Origin of the sequence: Anaeromyxobacter sp. Fw109-5 (assembly GCF_000017505.1) — a bacterium.
GTDB lineage: Bacteria > Myxococcota > Myxococcia > Myxococcales > Anaeromyxobacteraceae > Anaeromyxobacter.
On sequence record NC_009675.1, the window covers coordinates 4,131,851 to 4,151,592 of the forward strand.

Annotated in this window: 19 protein-coding genes; 7 read left to right on the top strand and 12 right to left on the bottom strand. The window is 74.3% G+C overall.

The genetic code is table 11. The features are described from left to right. Positions 1-6 precede the first annotated feature (6 nt). Complete coding sequence (locus ANAE109_RS18105) at positions 7-930, bottom strand: OmpA family protein (RefSeq protein ID WP_012098331.1); 924 nt, start codon at positions 928-930, stop codon at positions 7-9. Positions 931-1,162: 232 nt separating this feature from the next. On the opposite strand from ANAE109_RS18105, the gene ANAE109_RS18110 reads away from it, so the two are divergent. From ANAE109_RS18110 to ANAE109_RS25390, 3 genes are all read left to right on the top strand, one after another. Next, on the top strand, positions 1,163-1,606 hold the full coding sequence (locus tag ANAE109_RS18110; protein WP_012098332.1) for a polymer-forming cytoskeletal protein: 444 nt from the start codon (positions 1,163-1,165) through the stop codon (positions 1,604-1,606). 146 nt (positions 1,607-1,752) lie between these two features. Next, on the top strand, positions 1,753-3,495 hold the full coding sequence (locus tag ANAE109_RS18115) for a hypothetical protein (RefSeq protein WP_012098333.1): 1,743 nt from the start codon (positions 1,753-1,755) through the stop codon (positions 3,493-3,495). Between the two features lie 79 nt (positions 3,496-3,574). Further along, positions 3,575-3,724, top strand: a complete 150-nt coding sequence (locus ANAE109_RS25390) for a hypothetical protein (RefSeq protein WP_158305913.1) — start codon at positions 3,575-3,577, stop codon at positions 3,722-3,724. Between the two features lie 58 nt (positions 3,725-3,782). Here the strand turns inward: ANAE109_RS25390 and ANAE109_RS18120 are convergent, their stop codons facing one another. The 10 genes from ANAE109_RS18120 to ANAE109_RS18165 form a co-directional block, all read right to left on the bottom strand. After that, positions 3,783-5,432 carry a hypothetical protein gene (locus tag ANAE109_RS18120; protein ID WP_012098334.1) on the bottom strand — a complete coding sequence of 550 codons (1,650 nt, stop codon included), beginning with the start codon at positions 5,430-5,432 and terminating at the stop codon, positions 3,783-3,785. Positions 5,433-5,449: 17 nt separating this feature from the next. Next, complete coding sequence (locus tag ANAE109_RS18125; protein WP_041448489.1) at positions 5,450-5,791, bottom strand: hypothetical protein; 342 nt, start codon at positions 5,789-5,791, stop codon at positions 5,450-5,452. Between the two features lie 122 nt (positions 5,792-5,913). Next, positions 5,914-7,026: a chemotaxis-specific protein-glutamate methyltransferase CheB gene (gene cheB / locus ANAE109_RS18130; RefSeq protein WP_012098336.1), complete on the bottom strand. Its 1,113-nt coding sequence runs from the start codon at positions 7,024-7,026 to the stop codon at positions 5,914-5,916. Then, positions 7,023-9,449 (bottom strand): response regulator, encoded by a 2,427-nt coding sequence (locus tag ANAE109_RS18135; RefSeq protein WP_012098337.1) that lies wholly within the window; start codon positions 9,447-9,449, stop codon positions 7,023-7,025. The genes cheB and ANAE109_RS18135 overlap by 4 nt, the downstream gene beginning before the upstream one ends. A gap of 2 nt (positions 9,450-9,451) precedes the next feature. After that, positions 9,452-9,967 carry a chemotaxis protein CheW gene (locus tag ANAE109_RS18140; RefSeq protein ID WP_012098338.1) on the bottom strand — a complete coding sequence of 172 codons (516 nt, stop codon included), beginning with the start codon at positions 9,965-9,967 and terminating at the stop codon, positions 9,452-9,454. Beyond that, complete coding sequence (locus ANAE109_RS18145; RefSeq protein WP_012098339.1) at positions 9,964-10,368, bottom strand: PleD family two-component system response regulator; 405 nt, start codon at positions 10,366-10,368, stop codon at positions 9,964-9,966. The genes ANAE109_RS18140 and ANAE109_RS18145 overlap by 4 nt, the downstream gene beginning before the upstream one ends. Beyond that, positions 10,365-11,558 carry a methyl-accepting chemotaxis protein gene (locus ANAE109_RS18150; protein WP_083776954.1) on the bottom strand — a complete coding sequence of 398 codons (1,194 nt, stop codon included), beginning with the start codon at positions 11,556-11,558 and terminating at the stop codon, positions 10,365-10,367. The genes ANAE109_RS18145 and ANAE109_RS18150 overlap by 4 nt, the downstream gene beginning before the upstream one ends. A gap of 47 nt (positions 11,559-11,605) precedes the next feature. Continuing rightward, positions 11,606-12,163, bottom strand: coding sequence for a chemotaxis protein CheW (locus ANAE109_RS18155; protein ID WP_158305914.1), 558 nt, complete (start codon positions 12,161-12,163; stop codon positions 11,606-11,608). 38 nt (positions 12,164-12,201) lie between these two features. Continuing rightward, positions 12,202-13,071 (bottom strand): phosphate/phosphite/phosphonate ABC transporter substrate-binding protein, encoded by an 870-nt coding sequence (locus ANAE109_RS18160; RefSeq protein WP_012098342.1) that lies wholly within the window; start codon positions 13,069-13,071, stop codon positions 12,202-12,204. A 16-nt stretch (positions 13,072-13,087) separates the two neighbouring features. Then, the gene (locus ANAE109_RS18165; RefSeq protein WP_012098343.1) at positions 13,088-14,794 is read right to left on the bottom strand and encodes a methyl-accepting chemotaxis protein; all 1,707 of its coding nucleotides are present in this window, start codon (positions 14,792-14,794) and stop codon (positions 13,088-13,090) included. Positions 14,795-15,115: 321 nt separating this feature from the next. Here ANAE109_RS18165 and ANAE109_RS18170 point away from each other — a divergent pair, with 321 nt between their 5' ends. After that, positions 15,116-16,432 (top strand): hypothetical protein, encoded by a 1,317-nt coding sequence (locus ANAE109_RS18170; RefSeq protein ID WP_012098344.1) that lies wholly within the window; start codon positions 15,116-15,118, stop codon positions 16,430-16,432. A 283-nt stretch (positions 16,433-16,715) separates the two neighbouring features. Beyond that, on the top strand, positions 16,716-17,405 hold the full coding sequence (locus tag ANAE109_RS18175; protein ID WP_049768633.1) for a hypothetical protein: 690 nt from the start codon (positions 16,716-16,718) through the stop codon (positions 17,403-17,405). Positions 17,406-17,479: 74 nt separating this feature from the next. Here ANAE109_RS18175 and ANAE109_RS18180 read toward each other — a convergent pair whose 3' ends face one another. After that, the gene (locus tag ANAE109_RS18180; RefSeq protein ID WP_012098346.1) at positions 17,480-18,193 is read right to left on the bottom strand and encodes a hypothetical protein; all 714 of its coding nucleotides are present in this window, start codon (positions 18,191-18,193) and stop codon (positions 17,480-17,482) included. Positions 18,194-18,368: 175 nt separating this feature from the next. Here ANAE109_RS18180 and ANAE109_RS18185 point away from each other — a divergent pair, with 175 nt between their 5' ends. Both ANAE109_RS18185 and ANAE109_RS18190 read left to right on the top strand, forming a co-directional pair. After that, on the top strand, positions 18,369-19,040 hold the full coding sequence (locus ANAE109_RS18185) for a TetR/AcrR family transcriptional regulator (protein WP_012098347.1): 672 nt from the start codon (positions 18,369-18,371) through the stop codon (positions 19,038-19,040). Positions 19,041-19,046: 6 nt separating this feature from the next. Next, positions 19,047-19,706, top strand: coding sequence for a DUF6448 family protein (locus tag ANAE109_RS18190; RefSeq protein ID WP_012098348.1), 660 nt, complete (start codon positions 19,047-19,049; stop codon positions 19,704-19,706). Positions 19,707-19,742 lie beyond the last annotated feature (36 nt).

Genomic DNA, 19,742 nt, shown 5'->3' on the forward strand with positions numbered 1-19,742 from the left:
CGGAGGTCAGCGCTTCGCCCGGCCCCCGCTCGCGCGCTTGCGCGGCTGTGCCGGTGCGGCCGGAGCCGCCGCGGCCGGCTGCGCAGCCGGGGCCGCGACCGCCGCCTTCCCGCGGTCGGGATCGATCTCCGGCGTGAGCAGGATCTCGATGCGGCGGTTGCGCGCGCGCTCCTTCGCGGTCTTCCCGGTGGAGATCGGATCGTACTGTGAGTGCGCGGCCCCGACGAGGCGACGGCCGGGCACCCCGGCGCGCTCCTCGAGGAACCGCACCACCGTGATGGCGCGCGCCGCGGAGAGCTCCCAGTTCGTGGGGAAGCGCTCCACGAGCCGCTTCGAGATGGGCAGGTCGTCGGTGTGACCCGAGACCTGGATGTGCTTGTCGCTCATGCGGGCGAGCACCGCGCCCACGCGGGAGAGCACCTCCGCGCCCTGGGCCGAGATCGAGGAGTCGCCCACGTCGAACAGGATCTCGTCCACCATGTCGACCTTGATGCGTCCCTTCTCCTGCGAGAGGCGCACGTTCCCCTTCTCGATCTCCGCCTTCATCTTCTCCTGCAGCTCGTCGAACTCCCCGCGCAGCGCCGCGATCTCCTGCTCCTTCTGCTGCACGTCCTGGGAGAGCTCGTCCTTCACGGCGAGGAGATCGCGCCTCTCGACCTCCGCCTGGCCGAGGCGCGTCGCGAGGTCGGCCCGCTGCGTACGGGCGTCGTCGAGCGCGGCGCGCGCCTCGTGGAGCCCCCGCGTCGCGCTCGCCGCCTCCCCGCGCGCCTCCCGGAGCTGCCAGTAGAGCCAGCCCGCTGCGCCCGCGCCTGCGGCGAGCACGAGGAGGAGCAGCATCCACGGCGCGCGGCTCGGCCGCTTCGCGGCCACCGGCTCCGCGGACAGCTCCTCGAAGTCGTCGAACAGCTCCTGCTCGTCGAGCTTCGGCATGCACCGTCCTCCCGTCGAGGCGCGGGATTCTTCCACCCTGCGTCAGGAAGCGAGCAAGCACCAGGGTGGGCGGAGAGACCACCTCGGCGCCCGGTCAGGGGCGCGGGACCCCCGGATGCGGACGCGGGCGCCCCGCTGGAGCCGCCTCTCGGGTTTCGCGAAGCGTGCGGGAATGCTCACCCTCGCCCGGCTGTAAGTGGTGCGTCGCAGCACCCACGCCGAGGAGCCCTGAATGTCCATGATCAAGCGCGACGAGCTTTCCCCTCCGCCCATGCCCTCCACGAACGGCCCGATGTCGAGCGGCCACAGCGATCTCCTCCTCGGCGCGGGCGCCGAGTTCGAGGGCAAGCTGACGTTCCGGGGCACGGTCCGGATCGACGCGCTCTTCAAGGGATCGATCGTGACGAACGACGTGCTCGTGGTCGGCGAGCACGCCCGCATCGACGCGGAGATCACCTGCGGGACCGTGGTCGTCGACGGCGAGGTGAACGGCGACATCCACGCCAAGACCGCGGTCGAGATCCACCGCTCCGGGCGCGTGCGCGGCAACGTCGAGTCGCCCTCCCTCGCGCTCGACAAGGGCGGGCTCCTGTACGGCTCGGTGAAGATGACGCCCGGCGAGAAGCCGGCCGACAAGCCGGCGCCCGTGAAGCCGACGCCGGCGCCGTCGAAGTAGCGCCGCCGCGCTCGCGCCGCGCGCCCAGGCGCGCCCGGCCCCGTGCAGCGCTGCCGCCCCGCTCCCACGCCTCCCCACATTGATCGTTCGCATCCGGTCACGTACGGGATGGGCGCGTTCACTTCGTGAGAACGGGAGGGCAGCGCATGCGCGAGCTCCAGCACCGGGCCCAGGGCCCAGGCCTCGAGTCCCCGCCGGTGGACGCCGCCTCGCTCTACCCGGAGCCGGACGGCTTCCTCGGGCGGCGCGCCAAGGCGGCGCGGGCGAAGCTGCTCGCCGGCCTCGAGGACGTCCTCGCGAAGGCGCTCGCACCGGGCGAGACGGTCCGCTACGTCGCGCGCGCATGCCGCTTCTTCCTCGCCGAGTACTGGTTCGGCGGCGCGGCGGCGTACTACCACAACACGACCGCGCTGGTGCTCACCGACCGGCGGCTCCTCCTCGTCCAGATCGATCGCCGCGGGCGGCCCGGCGACCTCAAGAACCAGGTCTCGCTCACCGCCGTCCGCGGCGCCGGGCGCACGCTCCTGTCCGGCTGGAGCATCCGCCTCGCGGACGGCTCCAAGCTGTCGTTCACCGCGCTCCGCGGCGCCGACCGAAAGCGGCTCGAGGCGCTGCTCCCCCGCGGCGACGGACCGAGGTCCGCGCAGCGCTCGCTCGAGCACCTCTGCCCGGCGTGCCTTCGCGTCGTGCCCGGTCCGGTGGGCGCGGCGGCGGCCTGCCCCGAGCCTACCTGCCGCATCCCGTTCCGCGACCCGGAGAAGGCGGCGCGCCTCTCGACGTGGGTGCCCGGGCTCGGCGACCTGTACCTGCGTCACCACCTGTTCGGCACGCTCGAGTTCCTCGGGTCGATGGTCATGCTCGGCGCCGGCCTGGCGCTCGCGCTCGACGCCGTCGCGGACCCGGAGCCCTCGAGCGGGATCGCCGCGGCGGCGATGCTCGCCCTGCTCGTCGTGGTCCCGCGCGTCATCGACCGGTCCATCACGCGCCACATGGCGCGCAAGGGGCTCGTCCCGCTCGCCCTCGCGCCGGCGCCCGGGGCCCAGGCGCGGAACCTCCCTTCCTTCCCGCGCTGGAGCCCGCTGCTGTTCGCGGCGGGCCTCGCGCTCACCGGCGGCATGCTCGCCCTGGTCGCGCAGGACGTCGGCCACGACTCCGCGGTCCGGGAGGCGAGCCGGCTCGCCGGGCAGGGCCGCTTCGACGACGCGCTCGCGCGCTGGGACGCGTTGAAGGCCGCGGGCGGCGCCGACGAGACGCGCCGGATGCGCTTCGCGCTCGCGCTCCTCGAGGCGGGCGACCTCACCGGCGCGGACGAGGTGCGCGGAGAGCTGGAGGGCACGCCGGTGGATCGGCAGCTCGTCCAGCGCTTCGAGGCCGCCTTCGAGCGGGAGGAGGCGGCGCTCACGGACTACGCCGAGGGTCTCCAGGCGCTCGTGCAGGGCGACGACGCCGCCGCATGGCCGCGCCTCGATCGCGCCCTCGAGTACCTGCGCGACGTGAAGCGGCCGCACCTCCCGGCGACCCGCGCCGAGGTGCACGCGCACCTCGCGACCGAGCTCCTCGCCGAGCCGCTCGCGGGTGGCGATCTCGCGGCGGCGCCCCGCTGGCTGGACGGCGCCGCCGGCGCCCCCGCGGCCGAGCTCGCGGTGGTGAAGGCCGCCTACCACTCAGCCCGCGACGAGGCAGACGCCGCGCGCGCCGCGCTCGCCGGCGCCGACGTGAGGGCGCTTCCGCTCGACTTCCAGCTCCTCGCCCTCGAGGCGCGGGCGCGGCTCGCGACGACCGACTCCGCGCGCGCCGAGGTCCGCGCGGCGGCGCAGGCCCTCCCGCGCGACGGGCTCTCCGGCCACGCGGCCGCGCGGGTGGAGGCCCTCACCGGACCGGGTGAGTGACGGATGACGAGGCGCAGGTGCGCGTCGCCCACTTGCCGGCGCCGTTCCCTGGCGGAGGCGAGGCGGAGCGTCACCCACCGTGACACGCTCCCGCCGTCCCCGGTTCACGGCCATCCCGCCGGCGAACGCCACCAACGCGCAGCTGCTCGGCGTGCACGGCACGCTCGTGGGAACGCTCCCCGCGCTGGAGACCGGCGGAGGGCCGGTCACCTTCCGCGCCACGTTCTGAGCCGGTCGAGGCGCCTCCCGTCCACGAAGGACGCTCGGCGGACGCTTCGACGAAGCCGCTACGGCGAGGTCGCCTCGTCGAGCCCGTCCGCGGCCGCCTGCGCGCCCGGATCGGCGGGTTGCTCGTCCCAGCCCTGGAGCGAGTAGCCGGCGGGGATCGTCTCGCCGAGGCAGCGGATCTCCCGCGGCGGCGTACCGATTCCGTCGCCATCGGCGTCCGGATACAGCACGGTCCAGCGCCAGAGCGCGGTGTCGGCGTCGTCGCAATCGTTCCCCGCGGCGCTCGCGCGGTACGGTTCGGGGAGCTCGGCGCCGACGCACAAGGTCCCGCCCACGCGCGTGGTGAACCCGTCGCCGTCCTCGTCGAGGCCGGCGTAGGAGAGCTTCTGCCAGGCAGCGGGGTCGGTCGGGGCGCAGTCCGTCCCGGTGACGACGCGATCCGCCGGGAGCGCGCCCGCCGTGCAGTACCGCACCGCCGGCCCCGCGCCCACCGTGTCGTCGTCCTCGTCGGCGTAGCCCCACAGCTCGGTGTGGATCGAGGCGTCCCCGTCGTCGCAGTCGTAGGACGAGGTCGACGTCGCATAGCCCGGCGGGAGCTGCGCGCCGTAGCACACCTTCCCGCTCTGGTAGACGAAGCGCCCGTCGCCGTCCGCGTCGCGGTAGGAGTACGCGTACTCGCGCCACCTCGTCGCGTCGTCGGGAGCGCAGTCTCCCCCGGTCTCGAGGTACCCCAGCGGCAGGGATCCCGCCGTGCAGAGCGTGAGGAGGGCACCTCCCCCGACTCTGTCCCAGTCCGAGTCCGCGTATCCGTACACGACCGCGTGCGTCCTCACGTCCGTGTCGTCGCAGTCGCCGTTCCCGCGCCAGCCCGGGCCGGTCGAGTACGGCGACGGAAGGCCGCCGCCGCCACAGAGGGAGCCGGGCTCGTAGACGCTGTAACCGTCGTAGTCGCGATCCACGTAGGAGTAGGAGAGCCACTGCCAGCGCTGACCGTCGCCCTCGGCGCAGTCGCCGCCCTGCGCGGCCCAGCCCGCCGGGAGGTGGTCCCCCGCGCAGACCTGCCCGGGCTCGCCGCCGCGACCGTCCCCATCCCCGTCGTGGAACGCCGAGGTGAAGGCGAACGCCCGCGGGTCGCCGTCGTCGCAGTCCTGTCCGCTCGGGTCCGCCGCGTAGCCCGGCGGGAGCGACTCTCCGCTGCAGACCACGCCCACGCCCTCGGTCGTGAAGCCGTCGCCGTCGGCGTCCACGTAGAGGTAGGGCAGCTCCCCCCACCGCGAGGAATCCTCCGGGGCGCAGTCCGTCGCCACGTCCGCCCAGCCGGACGGGAGCGCGTCGCCGCGGCACACCGGCGCGAGCGCGCCGCCGGCCCGCCCGTCGCCGTCCGCGTCCGGGTACCCCTCCCCCATCGTCCAGCGCCGCGCATCGTAGTCGTCGCAGTCGGTCCCATCGGCCGACCAGCCCTCCGGCAGCCGGTCTCCGGCGCAGGTCACGCCCTCGCCGGCGACGCCCCTGCCGTCGCGATCGACGTCGCGGTGAGCGCTCACTCGCCGCCACACGTTCGCGTCGAAGTCGTCGCAGTCCTCCGCGCTGACGACGCCGTCGCGATCCACGTCGACGATGGCAGGATCCGCGACCGAGCGGCCCTCCCCGCCTCCGCAATGGAGGGCGGACGTCGCGAGCGCGGCGATGAGCCAGTGCGCGGCGCGCATGGTCGCGGGCCGGCGCGCTACGGCGTGACGCGCGCGAGCTTGCACGCCGGGTACTGGTAGTAGGTGGTGCCGCCGGCGACCTCGAACCGGAACTGACCGGGCCTCGTCATCGCGAGGAGCGCCAGCCGCTGACAGGCCGCGACGTCGTCCCTCTCGCTCGAGGTCGAGCTGCTCGAGAACGTGAAGGTGACTGCCCGAGCTTCGCTCTCGCCGTCCAGAACGCCGGTGACGGTGAACAGGTTCGCTCGGATCTCCAGCGCGTCCACGGCCACGAACACGTGCCGTGGGAGGGCGGTCTGGGCCTGCGCAGTCGCGGCGACGAGCGCGGCGGCCGCACAGGCGAGGAGAAGCCGCTTCATGTGAGCCCTCGGAGCCGGCCGCGCGGCCGGCGCACCTCGAGTGTGACCGCGGTCGTTCCGCGACTTCACGGGTCGTGTCAACACCAGCGGCGCGGCCGCGACATCCGCTCCCTCGCCGGCGTTCACGCGCGGTCGGTGGCGCGGGCCTCGCGCCCGGCGAGCCGCAGGATTTCCCCTGGGATCTCGTCGAGCTCGAGCTCGTGCGCCGCGGCGCCGCGCTCCAGGGCCGCCCTGGGCATGCCGTAGACCACGGAGGAGGCAGCGCTCTGGGCGGCGGTGTAGCCGCCCGCGCGGCGCAGCGCCGCGAGCCCCTCGGCGCCGTCGCTCCCCATGCCCGACAGCACCATCCCCGCGCCCCGCGCCCCGAGCTCTCGGGCCACCGACGAGAACAGGTGCGTTCCGGAGGGCCGGAACCCGTGCACGGCGGGCTCGTCGGAGAGCCGGATGGTCCGGCCGCGGACGCCGAGGTGCCGCCCGCCGGCGGCGAGGTGGACGGTCCCCGCCGCGAGCGGTGCGCCGTCGACGGCGAGCCGCACCGTGAGAGGAGTGAGGGTGTCGAGCCAGCGCGCGAGCTCCGGCTCGAACCCGGGCGCGATGTGCTGCACCACGAGCAGCGGCAGCGGCAGGTCTCGCGGCAGCGGCGCGAGGATGCTCGCGAGCGCCGCGGGCCCCCCTGTGGACGCCGCGATGGCGAGCACCTCCGGCCGCGCACCACCCGGCGGCTCCAGCCGTGCGGGGACGAGGGGCGCCGGCCGGCGCGGCTCCTCGCGACGCGGCGGCTCGCCGGCGAGCGGGGCGGGCCGGGCGGGCCGGGCGGGGCGCCTGCGCCCGACCAGCAGCAGCCCGGCGACGGCGCGCACGGCCTGGCGGATCGCCTCCGCCTGCCGCTCGAAGCGCGGCGTGCCCGGATCGCGCGGCTTCGCCAGCACCTCGATCGCGCCGAGCTGCAGCGCTCGGAAGGAGAGCTGCTGCGCCTCCCCGCCCGCCTCGGCGCTCACCACCACCACGGGGGTCGGCGCCACGCGCATGATCTCCTCGAGCGCGGCGAGGCCGTCGAGGCGGGGCATGCGCACGTCCATGGTGACGACGTCGGGCCGGAGCGCCCGCACGAGCGACACCGCCTCGCGCCCGTCCCCCGCCTCACCCACCACCTCCACGCCGGGGGCGGAGGAGAGGATCTCGCGGAGCACCGCGCGGAAGGCGCGCGCGTCATCGACGACGAGGCAGCGGATCATGCGGGGAGCAGCTGCCGGACGAGGTCCAGCAGCTTCCCGCGCTGCACGTCGCGCTTCACGAGGTAGCCGTCGGCGCCGGCGGCGAGCCCCGCGGCGCGATCCTCGGGCGCGTCCAGCGAGGTCACGAGGACCACGGGCACGTGCGAGAGCTTCGGGTCCGCCCTCAGCCGCCGGGTCAGGCTCACTCCGTCGAGGCGCGGCATCTGGACGTCGGTCACGACGAGATCGCAGCCGGGATCTCGGGCGAGCGCGAGCGCCTCCTCGCCGTCGGCGGCCGGGAGCACCACGAAGCCGGCGATCTCGAGGATCGCCTTCACCGCCGAGCGCGTGCCCAGCGAGTCGTCGGCGACGACGATGCGCCTCGGCGACGGCCCCTTCGCCTCCTCCGGGATCGGCGCCGTCCCCACGAGGTGCGCCGGCTGGAGCACCGCCACCACGCGGCCGTCGTCCAGCACCGCCGCGCCCGCGATGTGGGGCGCCGTGGACATCCGCCGTCCCAGCGAGCTCACCACGATGGCCTGCTCGCCGAGCACCTCGTCGACGGCCAGGGCCGCCCTTCGCCCGCCGGAGGCCACGAGCAGCGCGACGGCCGTCTCCGAGGGCCTCGCCGAGCCGCTCGCCCCGACGACCTGCGCCAGCGGCGCGAACGGGATCTGGTCGCCGTCGACGCAGACCATCACGTGTCCGGCGACCGTCCCGAGGTCGCCCGGGCCCACGAGCAGGACCCGCTCGATGGCGTCGGCGGAGAGGAGCGCCAGCCCGCCGCCCGCGCGGAACAGCAGGCCGGTGGTGCCTGCGATGGTGAGCGGCACGTCGATCACGAAGGACGCGCCGCGGCCGCGCTCGCTCGCGACGTCCACCCCTCCGCCCAGGCGGCGCACCGCCTCGGCGACCACGTCGAGGCCGACGCCCCGCCCCGACAGCTCCGTGATCTCGGCGGCGGTGGAGATGCCCGACCGGAAGGCGAGGCGGAGGGCGTCCGCGTCGCTCAGGCGCGCCGCCTCCGCTGCGGTCACGTCGCCGCGCTGCACGGCGGCGGCCCGCAGCCGCTCGGGCGAGAGCCCCGCGCCGTCGTCACGGACCGTGACGAGCACACGATCGCCGCGCGGCTCGACCCGCACCGCGAGGAGCGCCTCGGCCGGCTTGCCCGCCGCGCGCCGCGCCTCGGGGGGCTCGATCCCGTGATCGAGGGCGTTGCGCACGAGGTGCAGGAGCGGTCCCTTGAGCTCGTCGAGCACGCGCCGGTCGAGGCGGACCTCGCCCCCCTCGAGCCGCAGCGAGACGTGCTTGCCGAGCCGCGCGGCCACCTCCCGCACGGTGGGCCGCAGCGCCAGCAGCGCCGACTCCGCGGGGACCATGCGCAGCTCCTGCAGCGTGTCCCGCAGCGCGTGGGCCGAGAGCCGCTCGCGCTCCGCCTCGCGCCGGAGCTCGCGAGCGGCGCGGCCGACGTCCGCCGCGTGGGTGCGGATCCGGTCGACGCCCTCGTCGAGCGCGCGCGGCCGGGTCTCGTGCGGGATCCCCGCCTCGTCGAGCCCGCGCTGCACGAGCAGGAGCGCCTCGCGCAGCGCCTGCGCCATCCGCTCCAGGTCGCGCCCACGCCGCTCGCGGCGAGAGACGCCGACGACGAGCTGGTCCACCTCGGCGGACACCGTGTCCAGGCGGCTCGCGTCCACGCGGACCACGCGGTCCTCGCCCTTCCTCGGGCGCGAGGCTCCGCCGTCCGGCGCGTCACCGCGCGGCCCGGCGACGGAGGTGGCCACCAGGGCGGCGCGGAGCTCCACCAGCTCGGCGGCCGCGCGGGCGACCGCGCGGGCGACGTCGGCGCCGTCCGCCTCCAGCTCGCCGACGCTGCGCGCCACTCGCCCCGCCAGCTCCCCCGCCCGCCCGCGCAGCGCGCCCTCCAGCCGCTCCGCGACGGCGCGCGCGCGTGCGGCGTGCGCGGCGCGCTCGGCGCCGTCGACGACGCAGATCGAGGAGAGCTCCGCGGCGAGCACGTCCAGCTCGGCGGAGCGGCCCTCGCCGGGCTCCGGCGCCAGCGGCGCGGGCGCGCGCCCGTCGCTCACGGCTGCCAGGCGGGCGAGGACCTCGGCCATGTCGGCGATCCGGCCGGGCGTGGGCGAGGTCAGCGCCTCCTCGACCGCGCGGGCCGCGCGCAGCACGGCCTCCACCGCTCCGGCGGGCAGGCCGCGGTCGCCGTCGGCGAGCACGAGCACGTCCTCGACCGCGTGGGCGGCCTGCTCGATGTCATGGAGCCCCAGGCTCGCCGCCGTCCCCTTCAAGGTGTGGGCGATGCGGCGGAGCGGCATCACCGCGTCGGGCGACGGCGCCGCCTCGAGCTCCAGCACGCCGGCGGCGAGCGCCTGAACCTGCTCGCGGGTCTCGGCCTCGAAGACGGGCCAAACGCGCTCGAGGAGATCCGACACGCTCAGCTCCTCTCGCGCGCCGCGCCGAGGCGCGAAGGATCGAGGACGGCGCAGCGATCGGGCGTCACCCAGGCGAACGGTCCCGCCTCCGGCGCGCGCAGGTCGGAGAGCGGCACCTCGACCCGTCGGCCCACCCGCTCCACGGCGAGGCCGAACAGGTCGCCCTCGTCGTCGACCACGACCACCCGCTGCAGATCCGAGAGGCCGCCGCCCTCGAGGCCGAGCAGCGAGCGGAGATCGAGCACCGGCACCGGGCGAGTACGCCCCACGATCGCGCCGATCACCCCGCGCGGCGCGCCGAGCAGCGGGTGGACGCGGCTGGCGTCGAGGACCTGATGGACCCGGACCACCTCCACCGCGTAGCGATCTCCCGCCACCTCGAACGGCAGGATCACGCGGACGTCCGCGCGCTCCTCCTCGCGGGCCAGCGCCAGCTCCCGGGCGCGCTCACGGAGGATCGCCTCGGAGCCCTCGTCCGTCGCGGCGGGGTCCGCCGCGCGCGTCTCCTTCGCGCTCACTGGCCCCCCTTCGCCGCCGCCACCTTCGCCGCCGTCGTCCTGGCCGCCGTCACCTTGCGGACGGCGTCCCGCAGCTGGAGCGGCGACACGGGCTTGGTCAGGAACGCGCTGGCGCCGACGAGCTCGCCACGCTGGCGCGACGCGTCGTCCCCGCGCATCGTCAGGAGCACCACCGGGATCCGGCGGAGGGCCGGATCGCTGCGCATGGCGGCGCACAGCTCGAAGCCGTCCATCACCGGCATGTTCACGTCCGAGATCACCACGTCCGGGCGGAGCTCGCGCGCCCTGGCGAGCCCCTCCGCGCCGTCGCACGCCTCCGCGAACTCCCAGCCCTGGGCGATCAGGTAGATCTGCACGAGCGAGCGGAGGGTGTGGGTGTCGTCGACGATGAGCACCTTCATGCGCGCTCCCCGTCCCGGTAGCGCGCCGTCGCCTCGTCCAGCCGGCCGGCGAGCGCGGAGAGGCTCGCGGTGGCGCGCTCCACGACCCGCGTCCCGGCCGTCGCCTCCTCGGAGGCGGCGGACAGGTCCGCGATCGCCGCCACGATCTGCTCGACGCCGATGCCCTGCTGCCGCGTGTTGTTGGCGATCTGGCGCGCGGACAGCGAGGAGTCGCGGATCGCGCGGGTGAGCCCGGAGATCGCCTTCGACGCCTCCGCGGCGAGCTCCATGGCGCCCTGCGCGCGGCGCGTCCCCTCCTCGGCCACGCCCATCGCCGCGTGCGTGCCCTTCTCGATCTCGGCGAGGATGCTGCGGACGTCGCCTGCCGCGGAGGTGGACTGCTCCGCCAGGTTGCCCATCTCGACCGCGACCACGGAGAAGCCGCGCCCGCGATCGCCCGCCTTGACCGCCTCGATGGAGGCGTTCAGCGCGAGGAGGTTCGTCTGCTCGGCGAGGTCCTTCAGGCCGGCCACGATCTCGCCGATGTGCCGCGACCTCCGCGCCTGGTCGGCGATGGCGCGCGAGAGCGCCTGGACCTGGCCGGCGAGGCTGCGGATGGTCTCCACGGTGCGTTCGAGCACCTGCTGCCCGTCCGCGGAGAGCTCCTCCGACCGCTGCGCGACCTCGACCACCTCCTCGGCGTGGAGCGCCGCCGCCCGCGCGGTCTGCGCGATCTCCGCCGCGGTGGTGCTCGTCTCGGCCACGGCCGCCGACTGACGGGCGGCCAGCTCGGCCTGCCGGGACACGCCCTCGAGGAGCGCGCCCGAGTCGGCGCCGAGCTGCGCCGACGCCTTCGCCAGCTCGCCGAGCACGCCGTGCAGCGACTGGCGCAGGTCCTCGAGGTGAAGGCCCGTGCGCAGCACCTCGGCAGGGCCCTCTGCCTCGACGGGGCGGCCGAGGTCTCCTCGTGCAGCGGCCCGGGCCGCCTCCGCGAGGCGCTCCGCCGGCCGCGCGAGGAGCGTGGCGGCGCCGAACACCGCCGCGCCCGCGAGCGCGAGGGCGAGGACGAGGGCTCCGCCCCCGCCCGCGAGCCGGGACGCCGCCACGCCCGCGGCGAGGCCCGACGAGCCGACGAGCAGGATGCCCCAGCGCAGCGAAAGCCCAGGCCGCGGGCGGCGTGGATGTCCAGTCGGACTCTCCGTCCGGTTCACTCCGAGACCTCCATGCCTGGGACGGGACGCGTCCGCGGGTGACGGGATCAAGACGTCTCCAGCACTTCGCGCTCCAGCAGCTCCGGAGCGAGGACCGGCACGGCCTCGTCCTCCACCGTGCAGGCCCCGAGGAGGAGGCGCGACGCGGCGCCCTCCTCGGCGCCACCGTCGGCGAGGACGGGGTCCTCGGCGAGGCCGAGGACGTCGTCGATGACCAGCGCCACGGTGGGCGCCCCGTCGAGGATCGCCATCATCGCATCGCGAGAGCGCACCGGCGCCCGGCCGAGCCGCTCGCCGAGGTCGACCGCGAGCGCGGGGCGGCCTCGCCATACGAAGCTCCCCAGCGTCCAGGACGCCGCACCAGGGACGCGGTCGACGGCGACCCGCCGGGCGAGCTCGGCGATGCGCGCGGCCGGGAGGAGCAACCTCCCGCCCGCGACGGCGGCGATGACGTACACCCCGGGCAGCCGCTCTCCCGGGCCGAGCGCCACGAGCCCCGCGCGAAGGCGCTGATACTCACGCTCGATCGCGCGGAGCTCCCGCAGGAGCGAGCGGCGCTGCGCGCCGGCCTCGCTCGTGTCGCCCGCTCCAGGCCTCGTACTCATGGTGCTCATGGGTCTCGCGGCCCGGTTCGGGGCGCCGCTCACTTCGCGGTGATCGCCTTCGTCACGCGGAGGAGCTCGTCGCGCGCGTGGCGGACGTCGTCCCAGTCCGACGGCTTCGCGGCCTCGAACCCGGTCTTCATGTTGAGCGCCTCGAGCATGCGCTGGTTGGCCGGGTCCTTCGCGAACGAGGCGAGCGCCTTCTGGACCTTGGCGACCGCGTCCGCCGGCACGTCCTTGCGCGCGGCGAACGGCAGCGGCGAGTACGCCTTGGTGGTGTAGAGCACGCGGAGCTTGGAGCGCGTCTCCTTGGGGAGGAGCTCGAAGGTCCGCGTCAGGCCGCCGGAGGCCACGGCCTTGCCCTGCAGGACCGCCTGGTAGCCCGCCTCGTGCGAGCCCGCCACGACGACCTTGAAGTCCTTCTGGAGCTCCAGCCCGCCCTCCTTCTGGATGGCGAAGAGCGGGAGCACGGCGGCGCCGAACGAGCCGGCGCTCGGGATCGCGACGGTCGCGCCCTTCAGGTCCGCGAGCTTGGAGAGCTTGCTGTCCTTGGCGACCACGAGCACGCCCACCGTCTTGGCGCCGACCTCGCGCGCGAACGCGCTGTACTGATCGTCCTGCTGAACGTAGGCGAGGGTGTTGTGGTAGTAGAACGCGTACGCTCCCGCCTTCGCCCGGGTCCCGAACTCCGAGATGCTGGGGGCGGTCACGAAGCGCAGCTTCACGCCCGACATCTCGCTCACCTTGTCGAGGAACGGCACCCACTGCTCCGCGACCTTCGCCGTCGCGACCTGGGGGAGGACCCCGAAGTCGTAGACGGTCTCCTCCGCGCGGGCGGTGCGGGCCGTCGCCACGACGCCCGCGAGCAGCGCCGCGGTCGCGGCGACGAGAGCCCTCTTCTTCCGAACCATGTCGTCTTCCTTTCGTTCAGTTGCGGTAGCGCTGCACGAGGTCGGTGAGCCGGCCGGAGACGGCCTTGAGCCGCTCCGCCGCCCGCCTCGTCTCCTCACTCCCAGCCACGTTCCCCTCGGCGGCCTGCGCGAGCTGCGCGAGCGCGCCGACGATCTCGTTCACGCCCCCGGCCTGCTGTCGTGAGCTCTCCGCGATCTGCCGCGCCGCGCCGGCGGACTCGCGGCAGACGTTCGCGAGGTTCCCGATGGTCTCCCCCGCGCGCCGCGCCAGCGCCGCGGTGGAGCGGGCCTTGTCGCTGCCCTGCTGCGTGGCGGCGGAGGCGGACTCGCTGGCCTCCGCGATCTCGCCCAGGAGCTTCGGCACCTCGCCGGCGGTGGCGCTGGACTGCTCGGCCAGCGTCCGCATCTCGCGGGCGATGACCGAGAAGCTCGCGCCGGTCTCTCCGGTTCGCGCCGCCTGGATGGCGGCGTTCAGCGCCAGCACGTTCGAGCGGAGGGCGAGGTCCTTGACCTTGCCGATGATGTCGCCGATCTCCCCGACCCGCGTCGAGAGCGCGCCGAGCCGGTCGGCGATGCCGGAGACGTGCTGCTCGACCTGGTTCGTGCTCCCCACCGCCTCCTCGACGATCCCCTCGCCGGCGCGCGACGACTCCTCGGCCGTCTGCGTGACGGCGATCACCCGGTCGGCCTGCTCGATGGCGGCGGTCGAGGTCTGCGCGATCTCCTGCGTCGAGGCGTTCATCTCGGCGACGGCGGCCGACTGCTGCGCGGCCATGGCCGCCTGCCGCGTGGCGGCGCCCAGCATGGCGTCGGACTCCTGCGCCAGCACCGCGGAGGCCTCCTTGAGCTCGCGGAGCATGGCCTGGAGGCCCTCGACCATCCGTCCGAAGCTGCGGGCGAGGTCGGCGACCTCGTCTCTCCCGTTGCGCGCCACGTCCTGCCGCAGGTCTCCCTGCGCGATCCCGAGCGCCGCGCGGGAGAGGTCCGAGAGCGGCCTCGTGGTGAAGCGCGCGATGGGGAAGATCGCGACGAGGCAGCCGATCAGGACCACGAGCGCGAGCCCCCCCGATCTGCGGGTCGCGGTGGCGATCTGGCTCCGCAGGTCCGCGTAGGCGAACCCGAGCTCCACCGAGCCGAGCACCTTCACCCCGGAGTCCCCGGCCGCGCCGGCGCCCAGGCCCTCCTCGAGCCCGAGGGGATCGAGGTACTGCGCGTCGGACTTGCTCTTGAACGTCACGAGCGCGACGACGTGCAGCATCTCCTTGCCGCCCACGTCCAGCGTGCGTTCGAGGAGGCGGCTCCCGAGATCGAGCTCCTCCACCCTGGTCGGGGTGGGACGCGCCGGGCCGAGTCCCTCCTTCACCGCCTCGGCGAGCGCCCGGCCGCGCTCGTCGCGGACGATGACGTACGCGGCGCCGGGCACGTCCGCGAGCGTCGCCGCCGTGAGGGCCTCGAGCCCCGTCACGTCCTGCGCGAAGATGAAGTTCGCGGAGGTGTTCGCGACGGTCAGGGTCGCGAGGCGCCCGCGGCTGGTGAGCTCCTGCTCGAGCAGCTTCTCCACCTCGTGCCCGAAGGAGAGCGCGAGGATGATCGCCACGAGCGCGGTGGAGACCCCGGCGATCGCCACGATCTTGAGGCTGAGCCCGAACCGCGCCTTCCCGGCGCCCGCCTCGAGCCTCCGGCGAGGAGCATCGCGCCCCGACGTGCTCGCCTCTGTCTGCATGTGCGCCACCTCTCGGATGAACGAGCTTCCCTCTTCGAACGCCTCGCGCCGCGCCGATACGCAACGTCGATTGTCTCGAAAAGTGAACGCAGCCTATGCGCGGTGCCCACGCTGCGTCAACGGCGCGCACCTGCCCCTCGCGCTCACACGGGCCGGTGGGCCGCCGTCGCACACCGGCGGTCGATCGCTCACGGGTCGCCCGCGCACTCGGCTGGGTCCGCGATAGCCAATCGACGGGCGTGGAGGCGCGCTGTACGCTGCCGCCCGTCACCGTGCAGTGAATCTTCACGGCACGTCTCACAGGCAACCGAAGGGGACATCATGAAAGCTCGCATCACGCGCCTGCGCACCGCGGCCACCGCGCTCGTCGCCTGCGCCCTCGCCCTCCCGGCGCAGAGCGCGCTCGCGAAGGACATCTACTTCCGCAGCTTCTCGTCCGCCGAGGCGATGGGGCCGCCCGCGGAGGAGTTCGGCGCCAAGCTCCAGAGCATCACGAACCTGACGCTGGGGCCCTCCGGCGAGGTGCGGTTCGTGAAGCTGCCGGGGATCCCCGCCATCCCCTCGGTGTTCAAGGGCGACATCGTCGCGGCCGTCGGGGCCGGCGCCGCGGGCGGCGGCTTCGACGCCGCGTACAACTCGGGCAGCGAGCTCAACAAGGCCTGGGGCTTCCTCTTCAACTCGGGCGTTCCCTTCGGCCCCGGCTTCGACGAGTACCTGGGCTTCCTCTTCGGAAGGTCCGTCGACGACGGGCAGCGGACGGGGCTCGAGCTCGCGCAGTCCATCCTCGACCTGAACAACAGGAACGTCGTGGTCGTCCCCATCGTCGGCAACGCCGAGCAGCTGTCGGGCTACTTCTTCGAGCCGATCGGCGACGCCGGCAGCACGAAGGGCATCGGCCTCGCGGGCCTGTGCCAGCGCAACTGGACGTTCCGCTACCTCCCCCCCGGCGAGTACACGCTCAACCGCGCCTGCGACGACCTCGTCTCCAGCGGCGTCATCCCCGCGAAGAACCTCAAGTTCATCGCCCCGATCCCGGGCGGCGGCTCGCTCGTGGACGCGGTGAAGAACGGCTACCTGCAGGGCTTCGAGTTCGCCACGCCGCTCGACGACGTCTCGTCCCTCTTCAACACCGCCGACAACCCGGGCACGGTGGGCGTCCGCTACGTCCACTTCCCGGGCTGGCAGCAGCAGTTCCTCATCACCTGGATGATCATCAACAAGCAGGTGTGGGACTCGATGAGCCTGGCGCAGCAGACGCTCACCTACAGCGTGGCGCGCGATCACGTGCTCTCGTCGTACGGCGAGAACATGCGGCGGCAGGGGGCGGCCCTGAAGTACATCCTCGAGGTGAACCGCTTCGACGCCGACCCGAACAACGACCTCGTGCTCGTCGAGTGGCCCAAGAAGGACCAGGAGCTGATGATCGCGTCGTCGATCCGCATGCTCAACGACCGGGTCTACGACGCGACGCTCCCCGCCACGGATCGCCGCGACTACAAGACGATCCTCGAGGCGCTCCGCAAGTACGTCGAGTCGAACGACATCTACTGGGACGATCGCAAGGTCGGCTCGAAGGTGCGCTTCAAGAACTGGACGGACGAGCTCGGGCAGTCGTGGGAGACGGCGCTCGTGAAGTGATCGCCTCCGGCTCGAACCCGGGCACGGAGTGAAGCATCGGCGGCCGCTCCCTCGCGGGGGCGGCCGTCGCCATTTCGGAGGCGATCGAGGAACCTCGGCCCGTGGCGAGCGGGCCGCGGGCACGCCTGCCCACCCTGCGGGCGCCTCCCAGGCGGTCCGAGCACCGTCCGTCAACCGTCCGGTCGCCATGGATGGGGGAAGCCGCCCCTGGGAGGTGACGCGCGGGTGCCTCGCCGCTAACCCGACGTGAACCACCCCGTGTCACCACGGAAGGAGCGAAGGCATGAAGAAGCTGGTGCGGACCCTCGTTTTGCTCAGCGTGCTCGTCCCAGTGGCCGTCCTCGGCCAGGCGTCCTCTGCGCAGCCGGCCGCGCCGGAAGGCGCGGGCGATCCCATGGCGGGCTGGAGGCCTCCGAAGAAGATCACGCCCGCGGAGGAGAAGAAGGCGAAGGCGGACATCAACGCGCTGTTCAAGAAGATGGAGCAGGCGGGCCAGAAGGGCGAGCTCGACACCGCCGCCGCGCTCGTCGACTTCCCGGTGCTGATGCTGACCGACACCAAGGACGGCGACGCGGTCGGCGACCCCTGGGACGAGCAGCAGTGGCGCGAGATGATGACGCCGTTCTACGCGCAGCCGATGAAGGACATGCGCACGACGCACAGCCCGAAGGTCTTCCTCGTCACCGGGGCGCTCGCCAGCGTCGACGACGACTGGACCATGACGATGGGCAAGAAGAAGACGTCGGGTCGCAGCAGCATGCTCCTCGTCCGCAAGGCGGGGGAGTGGAAGATCAAGGCGATGGTCGAGGGCGGCTGGGGCGACATGCCCATGCCCGAGCAGCCCGCCGGGGCAGAGAAGGAAACGCCGGGCGGGACGACGGCTCCGGGCGAGCCGCCGCCGGCCCCCGGGGGTGCGACGCCTCCCGCCGGGACCCCGCCCGCGGAGAGGGGAACGCCGCCCATCACGAAGTGAGCTCGGAAGTCGAGCGCGGCGGCACCGGCCGCGCTGCGCACGCGCGATCGCGCGGCGCAGCGCGGAGCCGAGCCTCAGGGCGAGCTGCCCACGAGGTCCACGAGCTCCGCCGGGCCGTCGACGATCATGCCGACGCCGGCCGCGAAGACCTTGAAGCCCTTGTCGCCGTCGAGCGGGTTGTACTCGCGTAGCCGGATCGTCTCGCCGAACGTGCCGAAGGGCACGGTGACCGGCCCGATCCCGACGACCTTCGCCTGGTCCTCCGCGATCCCGGGCGCGAGCTCCATCGGGAAGCGCACTCCGGGCCACGGCTCGGCGGGCATGAAGATCCCGGGCCGCGCGCCGGCCACCCCCGCCCGCCACGCGCCCTCGTGCGAGACGACGTTCACGCCCGTCTCGTCGTAGAGGTCGACGTCCTCGCCGAAGTAGCAGATCGTCCCCTCCCTCGCGGCGTAGAAGTTCCTCGAGACCTCGACCAGCACGCCGTCGCTCCACTCGCGCTCCTCGACCACTCGGGTCGTGACGCCTGCGACGCTCTCGGTCTCGTCGAGGACGGTGATCACCAGGCGCACCTCCTCGCCGCCCTCCTCGCCCTCGTAGGTCCACGCGAGGCCCACGTCGATCGGGAAGTACGCGTTCTCGGAATCGAGCGTGAAGCCGCCGAGCGTCGGATCGCACGACGACAGATCGAGGATCTTCACGTCCGGCTTCCCCTCCGGTGCCGCAAACGCGCTCAGCGCGAGCGCTGTGAGTGAAACGGCCGCGACGACCTTCCACGAGACGCGCATGGTGGGGCCTCCAGGCCGCCTTACCTCCTGCGAGCGCGGACGCAGCGCAAGGTCACGCACGTGCTCCCCCGGGTGCGGCCCCGCGGTGGGAGGGCGGCGGCCGCGGGGCGCGTCCCGGGAGGGGCTGCGCTGCGATCGGGTGGCAAGTTAGTTTGTACTCACTTACAACGCGGGCATGACGATCAGCCCCGCACGCTCGCGCAAGCCCGCCGAGGATCGGCGCCGCGACATCGCCGACGCGGCGCTCCGCGTGATCGCCGACGACGGGCTCGGTCGCTTCACGGCGCTCGCCATCGCGCGCCAGGTCGGGGTCTCGGACGCCGCGCTGTTCCGGCACTTCCCGAACAAGGAGGCCATCGTCCTCGCCGCCATCGAGCGGGTGGAGGAGCTGCTCCTCGACACCTTCCCGCCGCCGGGCGGCGACCCGCTGCTTCGGCTCGGCACCTTCTTCCGCCGGCGCGTGAGCGTGATCCGCTCCCGGCCCGGGATCGCGCGCCTCTTCGCCTCGGAGGAGCTGTCCCGCGCCGCGCCGCCCGAGGGCGTCGCGCGCCTCGCGACGCTGCGCCAGCGCTCCATGAGCTTCGTCGGGGCGTGCGTGGCGGAGGCGGCCGCGAGCGGGATCCTCGCCCGCGGCGTCGCCGCCGAAGAGGCGGCGCTGGTGGTGCTCGGCGCGCTCCTCGCGCTCGCGCACTCCGGCGCGGTCCCGCCCGGCGACTCGGGCGATCTGCCCGAGCGCGTCTGGCGGACCCTGGAGCGCTTCCTCCGCGGGCCTGCCCGCCCGCGGCACGTGGCCCGCCGTCCGCCGCGCTCCGAAGGACGGCGAACCCGTTCCCCCAAGCAGAGGTGAGTCATCATGACGAACACGAAGCTGCTCCTGACGCTCGCAGTGTCCGCCCTCCTCTCCCCCGCCCTGGCCCGCGCTCACTGCGACACGCTGGACGGGCCAGTGGTGGTCGCCGCCCGCTCCGCGCTGGAGTCGGGCCAGCTGAACCCGGTGCTGGCCTGGGTCCAGCCGGGCGGTGAGGCCGAGATCCGCGAGGCGTTCGCAAAGGCCCGCGCCGCCCGGAAGGCCGGCAAGGAGGCCCGCGAGGTGGCGGACCGCTGGTTCTTCGAGACGGTCGTGCGCGTGCACCGCGCCGGCGAAGGCGCGCCCTACACCGGCCTGAAGGCCGCGGGCCAGGTGGAGCCCGCCGTGGCGGTGGTGGACGAGGCGATCGGCAAGGGCGATCCCGCGCGCATCGACGCGCTCCTCCGCGGTGCGGTGCACCAGGGGCTCGAGGCGCGGTGGAGCCGGCTCGCCGCCGAGAAGCCGCCCGCGGGCGACCTCGCCGCTGGGCGCCGCTGGGTGGCCGCCTACGTCCCGTTCGTCCACTGGGTCGAGGCGGTGCACGCCGCGGCGTCCGGGCCGGACACGCACGGCGAGATCGGCGCCGCGAAGGGCGCCGTCGACGTCGGGCACGCCCACCGCCCGGCCGAGCCGGCCCACGGCGCCGCGCCGCAGCACGCGCACTAGCCTCGGCCCCTCCAGGGAACGGTGGGCGCGCGCGTG

Coding starts and splice junctions, on each gene's coding strand:
- ANAE109_RS18180 (WP_012098346.1), bottom strand. CDS start 18,193: ATGCGCGTCTCGTGGAAGGTCGTCGCGGCCGTTTCACTCACAGCGCTC.
- ANAE109_RS18175 (WP_049768633.1), top strand. CDS start 16,716: ATGAAGAAGCTGGTGCGGACCCTCGTTTTGCTCAGCGTGCTCGTCCCA.
- ANAE109_RS18155 (WP_158305914.1), bottom strand. CDS start 12,163: ATGAGTACGAGGCCTGGAGCGGGCGACACGAGCGAGGCCGGCGCGCAG.
- ANAE109_RS18170 (WP_012098344.1), top strand. CDS start 15,116: ATGAAAGCTCGCATCACGCGCCTGCGCACCGCGGCCACCGCGCTCGTC.
- ANAE109_RS18115 (WP_012098333.1), top strand. CDS start 1,753: ATGCGCGAGCTCCAGCACCGGGCCCAGGGCCCAGGCCTCGAGTCCCCG.
- ANAE109_RS18165 (WP_012098343.1), bottom strand. CDS start 14,794: ATGCAGACAGAGGCGAGCACGTCGGGGCGCGATGCTCCTCGCCGGAGG.
- ANAE109_RS18185 (WP_012098347.1), top strand. CDS start 18,369: ATGACGATCAGCCCCGCACGCTCGCGCAAGCCCGCCGAGGATCGGCGC.
- ANAE109_RS18105 (WP_012098331.1), bottom strand. CDS start 930: ATGCCGAAGCTCGACGAGCAGGAGCTGTTCGACGACTTCGAGGAGCTG.
- ANAE109_RS18160 (WP_012098342.1), bottom strand. CDS start 13,071: ATGGTTCGGAAGAAGAGGGCTCTCGTCGCCGCGACCGCGGCGCTGCTC.
- ANAE109_RS18190 (WP_012098348.1), top strand. CDS start 19,047: ATGACGAACACGAAGCTGCTCCTGACGCTCGCAGTGTCCGCCCTCCTC.
- cheB (WP_012098336.1), bottom strand. CDS start 7,026: ATGATCCGCTGCCTCGTCGTCGATGACGCGCGCGCCTTCCGCGCGGTG.
- ANAE109_RS18110 (WP_012098332.1), top strand. CDS start 1,163: ATGTCCATGATCAAGCGCGACGAGCTTTCCCCTCCGCCCATGCCCTCC.
- ANAE109_RS18125 (WP_041448489.1), bottom strand. CDS start 5,791: ATGAAGCGGCTTCTCCTCGCCTGTGCGGCCGCCGCGCTCGTCGCCGCG.
- ANAE109_RS18145 (WP_012098339.1), bottom strand. CDS start 10,368: ATGAAGGTGCTCATCGTCGACGACACCCACACCCTCCGCTCGCTCGTG.
- ANAE109_RS18120 (WP_012098334.1), bottom strand. CDS start 5,432: ATGCGCGCCGCGCACTGGCTCATCGCCGCGCTCGCGACGTCCGCCCTC.